The sequence below is a fragment of the Chryseobacterium jejuense genome, from assembly GCF_017877355.1.
In the GTDB taxonomy this organism is placed as follows: domain Bacteria; phylum Bacteroidota; class Bacteroidia; order Flavobacteriales; family Weeksellaceae; genus Chryseobacterium; species Chryseobacterium jejuense_A.
The window spans coordinates 170,881-180,761 of sequence record NZ_JAGIPR010000005.1; the positions used below are offsets into that span (position 1 = coordinate 170,881).

A 9,881-nucleotide genomic window follows, 5' to 3' on the forward strand; every position below is an offset into this window, starting at 1 on the left:
AAAAATTAATTATGCCAGTAAGAAACTATACCTATTACGATTATACAATCAGTCTTTGTCCGGAATGCCTGAAAAGAGTAGGGGCGAAGATCATTATAGAAGATGAAGCCGTTTTCATGACCAAAAGATGTCCGGATCATGGCTTTTTCAAAACAAAAATTGCTTCTGATGTTCATTATTACAAAAACATAAGAAATTATAATAAAGCTTCGGAAATGCCAATTCATTTCGGAACTGATGTAGAATACGGATGTCCTTATGATTGTGGTCTTTGTGTAGATCACGAGCAGCATAGCTGTCTTTCCATCGTGGAAGTTACAGATCGTTGTAACCTGACTTGTCCAACTTGTTATGCCATGTCTTCCCCACACTATGGAAGTCATAGAAGTTTAGAGGAAATTGAGGCCATGTTTGATGTGATTGTTAAAAATGAAGGCGAACCCGATGTTGTTCAAATCAGTGGTGGGGAACCTACTATTCATCCGGAGTTTTTCAAAATTATGGATATTGCCAAGTCAAAACCCATTAAACATTTGATGTTGAATACCAATGGGATAAGAATTGCCAATGATCCGGGTTTTGCTGAAAAACTGGCAACCTATGCCCCCGAATTTGAAGTATATCTTCAGTTTGATTCTTTTAAAGCGGAAGTTTTGGAAGATTTCAGAGGTAAAGATCTTACTTCTGTAAGGATGAAAGCTTTGGAAAAACTTAATGAACTCAATCTTTCTACCACTTTGGTGATTGTCCTTCAAAAAGATAAAAATATTGATGAGATAGGAAAGATTATTGAATTTGCTTTAAAACAGAAATGTGTAAGAGGAATTACCTTCCAACCGGTAGAAATTGCAGGAAGAAACAGAGATGATTCTGCACACGAAAAAATTACTTTAACCGAGGTTAGACAGGAAATTCTAAATCAGTTTCCCCTCTTAAATTCTGATGATATTATTCCGGTTCCGTGTAATCCGGATGCTTTGGCTATGGGATATATTTTAAAACTTCAGGGAGAAATTATTCCTCTAACCCGATATATCAATCCTGCCGATCTTCTGAATAATGAATCTAAAAATACCATTGTCTATGAACAGGATGTAGGACTTCATATGCAGTTGCTGGATATCTTCAGTACCGGTATTTCAGTAGATAAAGTAAAACCTAAAGTTAACCAGTTACTTTGTTGTTTGCCGGAAGTATGTGCGCCGGATCTGGATTATGATAATCTCTTTAGAATTATAATTATGAATTTTATGGATGCCCATGATTTTGATGTAAGAGCAGTGAAAAAGTCCTGTGTTCATATTGTTAATAAAGACCTGAAATTAATCCCGTTTGAAACCATGAACCTTTTCTACCGTGATGACAAGAAAAGTTATCTGGAAGAACTAAGAAAGGAAGATAAGGTGTTATTTTAAACACAGAAATAAGCATAATTCCTGGTTAATCTCTGTATTTTCTGAGGCGCAAGCATCTGTGTTTATCTGCTCAATCTGTGAGAAATAAAAAAACAAAAAAGCGTGGAAATCACATTTCACGCTTTTTCTATCTTTAAATAACAGATTATTTAGCTTCTTTTACGGTGTCGAAAATCATTACTTCCTCCAATGTTTTCATATACTCGTAAGCTGTAAGGTCGAATTTCACTGGTACAATTGAAATGTATCCGTTAGCCAAAGCAGTTTCATCAGCATCTTCAGAATCATCCATATTGTTGAAGTACCCTGTTAACCAGTAATACTTTTTCCCGTGTGGGTTTACTCTCTCATCAAAGCTTTCTTCCCATTTAGCATTAGCTTGTTTGCAAACTTTTACCCCTTTTATTTCTGATGCAGGAAGTTTTGGGATATTGACATTTAGAACAATTCCTTTGGGCATTGGATTTTCAAGAGTTCTTCTTACAATATTCTGAATAAACTCTTTAGCCTGAATAAAATCTGCTTCCCAACTAAAATCCAGTAATGAGAACCCAATCGCAGGAATTCCTTCCACACCAGCTTCTACAGCTGCAGACATTGTTCCTGAATAGATTACATTGATGGATGAATTGGCGCCATGATTAATCCCTGAAACGACAATATCGGGTTTTCTTGTCAGAATTTTATCAAGAGCCATTTTTACGCAATCTACAGGAGTTCCACTGCAAGAATAATCTATTTGTGGCCCCTCAAGCTTAACTTCCTCGTAGCTTAGCGTAGAGTTAATGGTGATAGCGTGGCCTTTACCACTTTGAGGAGAGTCTGGGGCTACCACAACTACTTCTCCAATTTCGTTCATAAAGCTGATTAGATTTCTGATACCGGGAGCTGTAATTCCATCGTCATTAGTAACCAGAATAAGCGGTCTTTCCATATATTATCTTAATTTTTTTATACAAATGCAGTACAATCTGTTCATTTTAGAATAGAACAAAAAGAATTTTCAACACATCAAATGTAGTTAAAAATAAGAAGCAATAAAACAGCAGATTTATTATTCACTGATTTAATTTTAGTAAGAAACCGTCTGTATTTTAGTAAGAAAAGAGAACGGGAAGTAGGAGAAGAAAAGCTTTCAAGGGGTAAATAACTATAGAATTTTAGCATAAATTCATACTCTTCCAAATGTTAATTACCATTGAAATTGAAGATGAAGTATGATCATCATTTATCAACTATTATTCATTACTCATTGCTTATTCCAGCGGCTTTCTCCCTGTAATAATGTTATAAAGAACAACAATAATAGCAACAACAAGCAGCACATGTATTAAATAACCAGTACTGATTCCGGGAACAATGCCCAACATTCCTAAAAGCCATACAACGATGCAGATGACTGCAATTAACCATAATAAACTTCTCATGATATTACATTTTAAAGTTATCTGTTTAATTATCAGCATATTTTATGCCTTTGTGTAATGGAATTACCTTTTGTGTTATCTCTTTATGAATATTTAATAATATTTTTCATAGATTATTTTTTAAAGATGAAAGGAATAGGGCGTATCTACTTTGTATTTGGTGATGGAGAAGTGTTCAGAAAATAAAACATACAGATTTCATTGAATAAAAGTTCTTAAAACTGTGCGATATTTATAAATAAGGTATTAAATTTGATCGTTTGTAACAGTCTGCAAATTATTGCTACTTATTATAATACTTATTTTTCAAAAAATTAATAAATAAAGACAGTTTATGTGGAAAAATTTCAAACTGAATAAATTTTTACTACTGATTCCATTAACCAGTCTAATGTTTTGCTTCAACTCGCCGAAGAACGATGATGAAAAGATGCAGACAATAATGGTGAGCGTAAAAAACACTCTTTCTTACCTGCATTATAGTCCGAAGCCTATCAATGACGCCTACTCAAAAGATGTCTATAAGCACTATTTCGAATTGGTAGATCCTGCCAAAAGATATTTCCTGCAGTCTGATATGGATGAATTCAGCAAGCATGAAACAAAGCTTGATGATTATATCAACCAGGGTGATCTGAGTTTCTATAAACTTACGATAGACAGGCTTTACCAAAGAGTAGACGAGATTGACAAGATTACTCAGGACATTTTCAGCAAGCCTATTAACCTTCAGGAAGAAGAAACGCTTACGCTGGAGCCAAAGCTTAAAAAAGTACCTGCAAACAAGCAGGAACAGTATAATGAATGGAAAAAATTCATCAAATACAACATCCTTCAGGAAGTTGAATCGATGAACAGCAAAGAAGAAGCTCAGAAAGAGAAGAAAGATTCTGTTCAGAAGTACAAATTGAATGATACCATCAAGCTTAAAGTTCTTACTCAGGATGAGAAGATCAAAAAAGCTACAGGTGAAGTGAAAGATCTTGTAAAAGAGACCTTTACCAGATTCAAAAAGAGAAAAAAAATGGATTGGTTTACCGTGTATATGAATGCTTATACTGAAGTATTCGACCCACATACCAACTACTATTCTCCAAAAGATAAAGAAGACTTTGATACTCAGTTTACCGGAAAAGTAATCGGTATCGGAGCATTGATTCAGGAGAAAAAAGGGAACCTTTTTCTTGGTGCTCTTACTATTGGTGCTCCAGCATGGAAATCCAAGCAGCTTTCAGAAGGGGATAAAATCCTTAAGGTAAAATCTAAACCAAAAGATGATGCTGTAAATGTGGTAGGAATGCTTTCTGATGAAGCTGTAAGATTAATCAGAGGAGAAAAAGGAACACCTGTTACCTTAACCGTTCAGAAAAAAGATGGAACAATTAAAGATGTAACCATGATTCGTGAAGAGGTTGCCATTGAAGATACTTTTGCAAGAAGTATTGTAGTGAATGCTCCGAACGGTAAGAAGTACGGATTTGTCAACCTTCCAAGCTTTAACGCTGATTTTGAAAATTCAAAAGGAAGAAATGCTTCTGATGATATTAAGAACGAGATTATTAAACTTAAATCTCAGAATATTGAAGGAATTATTCTTGACCTTAGAAACAACGGTGGTGGATCACTTACGGAAGTAGGCGATATTATGGGACTTTTCATGGACGCCGGGCCTTATGTACAGGTAAAGGATGGAAATGGGAAAATACAGACTCTAAAGAACAAATACGAGGCTCCAATCTGGACAGGGCCGCTTGTTATTATGCAAAATGAGCTTTCAGCATCAGCTTCTGAGATCTTAGCAGGTGTAATGCAGGATTACGGAAGAGCAATGGTGATTGGATCTCCACAGTCTTTCGGAAAAGGAACCGTTCAGACTTTTGTTGATTTAAACAGATTCCTGAATACGGAAGATGATTTTGGATCTTTAAAACTAACTATTCAGAAGTTCTATAGAATTACAGGTGAGTCTACACAGAGAAAAGGAATTGTATCTGATATTCAGATGAAAGATTTCTTTACGTATGCAGAAGTAGGAGAGCGTTATGACGATTTTGCACTGGCTTGGGATAAAATTCCGGCTACTAAATTTGAAAAACTGAATTTCTTTAACATTCAGGCTCTTGAAAAAGCAAGTGCAGACAGAATGGCTAAGAATAAGAACTACCAGCTTCTTTTAGAATCAGCTCAATGGAGAGAAAAATTGGATAAAGAAGAAAACATTACGCTGAACATCAATAAATTCAATGATGTAATGAAGCACAGAAAATCTCAGATTGAAAAATTCAAAGTGCTGACTAAATTTGAGAATGGATTACAGTTTATCATGTATCCAAGTGAAGTTGAAAGAGAGAAAAAAGATGAAGCTTTCAAAAAGAAATCTGAAATGTGGATCAAGAATCTTAAAAAAGATCTTTACCTGCAGGAAGCAATGAATATTGTATCAGATATGGGAGTAAAATCATAAACAAAAAAAAACCGATAATGAAAATTATCGGTTTTTTTATTGTGTAAAATGAATGATTACTTAATTTCTACACATCCCACTCTTCCTCCTGCATTCCCAGTAGGCTGAGTATGGAAATCATCTGCAGCAGCGTGTACAATAAGACCTTTTCCGATGATGTTTTTAGATTCATCTGTACAGCCAAGACACCATTTATCAGTCTTGAAACTTAAAACAGCCGTGCCGTTCTGATCAGCCACCAAATTTCCTATATCTCCCATATGGAAGTGCTCAGCTCCCCATTTTCCATGATCGTTCTTAGATGGGTTCCAGTGTCCGCCTGTAGAGGTTCCGTCTGCTGCAGAGCAGTCTCCTTTTTCATGAATGTGTACTGCATGGATTCCAGGGGTAAGATTTGTTACATTCAGTTTCATGATTACCTCATTTCCCTGTTGGGTAAACTTTGCCGTTCCACCTGTTTGTGTTCCGCTTTTGGCATTTACGCTGTACGTTTTTGTCGTTCCGCATGAAGCGGCTAAAAATGCACATCCTGCCAATAATGCTAATGTTTGTACTTTCATTTTTAAATGATTTATAGTGATATTTAGGTTAAATTTATAAAAGATTTTCCAGAACGCTTTATGATTAAAGTCTTTTTTCTGAAAGAATATCTGAGGGAGCCATTTAATTTTATTCTGTTTAACCTCAGAATGTGTAGGTTTAACCTCATTATAATTTAGATTGAAAGACGGATAAAATTGTTTATTTTTATCTTTTTGAGTAAAGGATTACAGTTTTCTTTTATCATCAATACAACACATTTGAAGAGTATTAAAATGGTTATTCTATATACATTTATCAATGAAGAGAAGCATCAGTATTTTTTAGATCGGTATTTAAACTCTTTTCCAGAGAGCTTTAGACAGGATATCTTGAAATACAGGAGATGGCAGGATGCTCAGCTTTCCCTGCTGGGAAGAGTTCTTTTACAGTTAGGACTAAAGTCTCATTTTCATATTGATGAAGCACAGATTATGAGGTCTCCTGATAACAAACCTTATTTAAAAGATCAGCATGTCCATTTCAATATTTCTCATTCTAAAGAACTTGTAGTTTGTGCTATTGCAGAGTTTCCCATAGGAATTGATGTTGAATTTATAGATCATACAATCAATTATCGGGACTTTCAGTTTCAGATGACAGAGGATGAATTCCATCAAATTGACCGTTCTGAAGATCAAATTGGGGATTTTTTTTCATACTGGACCCAGAAAGAATCGGTAATGAAGGCTCATGGGGGAGGAATGATGATTCCACTAGATTCTTTTGAAATTGTAAATGGTGAATGTGAAATTGACTGTAAAAAATTCTTTACAAAGGAGATATTTATTGACAAAAATTATCAGACTTGCATAGCTTCAGATGATAAAAACATTAAAAATGTGGTGCCTTTTTTAATAACTCTTGAAATTTGAGTTAATTGTTTTTAATACCTTATTAATCCTTTTATTTGCGTGAATTTCAAATATTTAAAACTAATTATAAAATCATTATTTAGTGATAAAGTTTATATTTTTTACCTTTTTTTTTTTGAAAATTCATTTTTAACTTATATCTTTACTCAGAGAAAAAAAAGTTATTTAAACACTAAGATTTATACAAATGAAAAAAAATGTATTACTGCTGATTACCCTCAGTCTCAGTGTACTTTCCTTTGCACAGGTAGGTATCAAACAAAACAATCCCAATCTCAGCTCAGATCTTGAACTGGGCTCTACCAACAAGACACTCCTTTTAAACAGAGTTCCCAACACTGCCGCTGTCGCAAACCCGGTTAATGGTATGATGATTTATGACCAAACAGAGCAATGTGTAAAAGCATATCAGAATGGTAAATGGTCTAAATGTCTCGGAAAAGGACTGATCGGGAAAAAAGCATTAACTAGTACGGTATCATTATTATGTACTTCTGCTACCTTATCTCCCAATCCGGTTGCAGGTCAGTCTTTTAAAGGAACTTTGATAATTCCTTATACAGGAGGAAATGGTGGAAGTTATGAAGCACAATCTATTCAGAATAATGGATTGATTGCTACTTTACCCGCCGGAAACTTCGTGGTAGGGAACGGAAGCTTACAGTATTCTGTTACCGGGACCCCGGATAGGACCGGAAATATCACATTTAACACAAATATTGCAGGAAATTCCTGTGCAGTTGTTTCTAAATAATACAATAGATATTTTCCGGTGACCAGTTTCAACTCATTGCAATATCTTTAGGTAATTTCAATGAAAATCTGTCATTACCTTTATTAACGCATAGGGTGTATGTATTGCATCTATACAGATATTTTCAGAACCTGTTTACTGGAATTTGCTATTCTTTATTTTCATTGCAACTTCAATGAAAGAATATTTATATAGACAAATTTTATTAAACCACAACAAAAATTCAACATGAAAAAAAAGTTATTATTACCTATTTACATTAGTATTAGCTCTTTTTCCCTTGCCCAGGTTGGAATTAATCAACCTAGCCCTCATTTAAGTGCAGATCTCGAATTAGGATCTACCAATAAGAGTTTATTACTGAACAGAATTCCTAATACAGGAGTGATTAATAATCCGGTAAACGGAATGTTGATCTATGATGTATCAGAACAGTGTGTAAAGGCTTTTCAAGGAGGAGCATGGTCACAATGCTTTTGGAAAGAAAACCCGTTTGCTTTAGTATGTGCTTCCGCAGTATTTAGCCCTACTTCTGCAACTCAAAATGTACCTTACAGTGGAAGTTTAACAATCCCTTATACAGGAGGCGATGGGAGCGCTTATGCCGCACAGACTTTTCAGTCTAATGGATTAACAGCTACATTGAATGCCGGGAATTTTGCGATAGGAAATGGATCTTTAAATCTGAATGTATTCGGAACTCCGGTTAGTACAAGCCCTGCAGTATTTAATATTACTATAAATGGAAGTACTTGTTCTGGAATCTCACTTCCTGTAAATAATGGAACTCCAGTAGTTCCTCCTACCATTATTATTAATGAAGGAATATATTTTATAGGTTCAGTGTATGATAATGATTATGCTCCTTATACAGAACCTACAGGCCCTGCGACGACTGCCAGACCTGTAGCAGCAGATGGTATTCCAGATAAGTTAGCAGATTATCAAGGATTTATTTCTACATCAGGTCTAGATATCTTCATTCCTGTTACCACTACAGGAAGCGGATCTCTTCCTGCATGGAGTTCGATAACAACGGTTCCTGCTAATTTAACAGAAGATGGAATTTCCAGACAGCTTATGCTTTCATGGTCAGTACAATCATATGATTCTAATACCAGATCAATCAAAGCAAAACTTACAGCTATAGGAGGTACTTTAAATGCTAGAAAATTGGATATTAATGCCGGAATAGGAAATGATTATCTTGGAGTATTAATGGCAAGATTCCAATTCCCATCTAATAATTCCGGAACATCTAAAAATTATGATGTTCGTATATTGCCTGGTATTCCGGATAGAAGATTTGGACAGACAGACAATGCAGGGGCGCTTGATCATAATTTCCTTTATCTGCCGGTTCAGGCTGAAGATGGTTACACATGGTTAAATAATAACCTGGGTGCAGATTACACAAATACAGACAGTCCAAACTTCAGTATTGCGCAGCAGGCAACATCTGCACAGGATTATAAAGCTTACGGATCATTATTCCAATGGGGAAGAAAGCCAGATGGCCATGAATTGGTTAAATGGACTGGACCTTCAAGTGGAACCCCAGTTTATCCTACTGTAAACCCTATTGCTACTGATAATCCAACTGATACAAGATTTATTGGAACAGGAGGCGGATGGAGAGTAAATCCTGATCCGACTTTATGGCAAAACAGTGCTAAACCGAACAACCCATGTCCTAAAGGATTTACGGTTCCTACTAAATCTCAGCTCGATAACTATTTATTGGCTGCTAAACTTGGTAGTGGAATTACTGCAGCAGCAGCAACTAAATTAGCATTCCCTGCGGCGGGTAATCGTGATGCTTCATTTGGAACGATATCATCCTCTTATGCAGGAAGCAGTGGATTCTACTGGAGCGGTGAAGCAGGTGGCTCAAGTCCTTCGGCTTATATCTTCCAAATCTCACAATTTGGAACACATAGTATTTCAAGCGCTGGAACAGCACTGGGAAGCTCAGTTCGTTGTATCAAAGAATAAGTAAAATTGAAATAAATGATTATTTGATAGCTGCCAGCATTTTTGTTGGTGGCTATCAGGTGATTATTGAAGTACCATTAAAACAATAATCGTTTCTATAGATCAGATTATTTCATATGTACAGTATGATGAAAACCCTGATAAAACTACACATCTATTTTTAAATAATAGCAAGATTTCTTTTAGTAAAATAAGAGAATAGCTGTAAACCTATTGCAATTATTCTGCTCTTATCAATTCAATATTTCTTTAGATCCTAATTTCTGAAAGAATAAGATCGTTGACGTCTGGAAGTATTTGAATAAGAGTTTTTCAGAATAATTCAAATGATGAAAACGCACCTAAACCTAACTACCTAATATCTATTACCTC

The 9,881-nt window shown here is 35.3% G+C and carries 8 protein-coding genes; 5 read left to right on the top strand and 3 right to left on the bottom strand.

Features of this window, described 5'->3' with window-relative positions; translation table 11 throughout:
• The first annotated feature begins 11 nt into the window (after positions 1-11).
• Positions 12-1,415 (top strand): radical SAM protein, encoded by a 1,404-nt coding sequence (locus J2772_RS12025; RefSeq protein WP_209916945.1) that lies wholly within the window; start codon positions 12-14, stop codon positions 1,413-1,415.
• 145 nt (positions 1,416-1,560) lie between these two features.
• Here the strand turns inward: J2772_RS12025 and surE are convergent, their stop codons facing one another.
• Together surE and J2772_RS12035 are read right to left on the bottom strand one after the other, a co-directional pair.
• A complete protein-coding gene (gene surE, locus J2772_RS12030; RefSeq protein ID WP_209916947.1) occupies positions 1,561-2,349 on the bottom strand; it encodes a 5'/3'-nucleotidase SurE in 789 nt (262 codons plus the stop codon).
• A gap of 322 nt (positions 2,350-2,671) precedes the next feature.
• Entirely contained in the window at positions 2,672-2,842 is a 171-nt protein-coding gene (locus J2772_RS12035; RefSeq protein WP_209916949.1) for a lmo0937 family membrane protein, read from the bottom strand.
• Positions 2,843-3,176: 334 nt separating this feature from the next.
• Here J2772_RS12035 and J2772_RS12040 point away from each other — a divergent pair, with 334 nt between their 5' ends.
• A complete protein-coding gene (locus tag J2772_RS12040) occupies positions 3,177-5,306 on the top strand; it encodes a carboxy terminal-processing peptidase (protein WP_209916952.1) in 2,130 nt (709 codons plus the stop codon).
• Positions 5,307-5,362: 56 nt separating this feature from the next.
• On the opposite strand, the gene J2772_RS12045 is transcribed toward J2772_RS12040, so the two are convergent.
• Positions 5,363-5,866, bottom strand: a complete 504-nt coding sequence (locus J2772_RS12045) for a superoxide dismutase family protein (RefSeq protein ID WP_209916954.1) — start codon at positions 5,864-5,866, stop codon at positions 5,363-5,365.
• A 255-nt stretch (positions 5,867-6,121) separates the two neighbouring features.
• Between J2772_RS12045 and J2772_RS12050 the strand changes: the two genes are divergently transcribed.
• From J2772_RS12050 to J2772_RS12060, 3 genes are all read left to right on the top strand, one after another.
• The gene (locus J2772_RS12050) at positions 6,122-6,760 is read left to right on the top strand and encodes a 4'-phosphopantetheinyl transferase family protein (RefSeq protein WP_410494428.1); all 639 of its coding nucleotides are present in this window, start codon (positions 6,122-6,124) and stop codon (positions 6,758-6,760) included.
• A 187-nt stretch (positions 6,761-6,947) separates the two neighbouring features.
• Positions 6,948-7,514 (top strand): hypothetical protein, encoded by a 567-nt coding sequence (locus J2772_RS12055; protein WP_209916958.1) that lies wholly within the window; start codon positions 6,948-6,950, stop codon positions 7,512-7,514.
• Positions 7,515-7,742: 228 nt separating this feature from the next.
• Complete coding sequence (locus J2772_RS12060; RefSeq protein WP_209916960.1) at positions 7,743-9,509, top strand: FISUMP domain-containing protein; 1,767 nt, start codon at positions 7,743-7,745, stop codon at positions 9,507-9,509.
• Positions 9,510-9,881 lie beyond the last annotated feature (372 nt).

Coding starts and splice junctions, on each gene's coding strand:
- J2772_RS12025 (WP_209916945.1), top strand. CDS start 12: ATGCCAGTAAGAAACTATACCTATTACGATTATACAATCAGTCTTTGT.
- surE (WP_209916947.1), bottom strand. CDS start 2,349: ATGGAAAGACCGCTTATTCTGGTTACTAATGACGATGGAATTACAGCT.
- J2772_RS12035 (WP_209916949.1), bottom strand. CDS start 2,842: ATGAGAAGTTTATTATGGTTAATTGCAGTCATCTGCATCGTTGTATGG.
- J2772_RS12040 (WP_209916952.1), top strand. CDS start 3,177: ATGTGGAAAAATTTCAAACTGAATAAATTTTTACTACTGATTCCATTA.
- J2772_RS12045 (WP_209916954.1), bottom strand. CDS start 5,866: ATGAAAGTACAAACATTAGCATTATTGGCAGGATGTGCATTTTTAGCC.
- J2772_RS12050 (WP_410494428.1), top strand. CDS start 6,122: ATGGTTATTCTATATACATTTATCAATGAAGAGAAGCATCAGTATTTT.
- J2772_RS12055 (WP_209916958.1), top strand. CDS start 6,948: ATGAAAAAAAATGTATTACTGCTGATTACCCTCAGTCTCAGTGTACTT.
- J2772_RS12060 (WP_209916960.1), top strand. CDS start 7,743: ATGAAAAAAAAGTTATTATTACCTATTTACATTAGTATTAGCTCTTTT.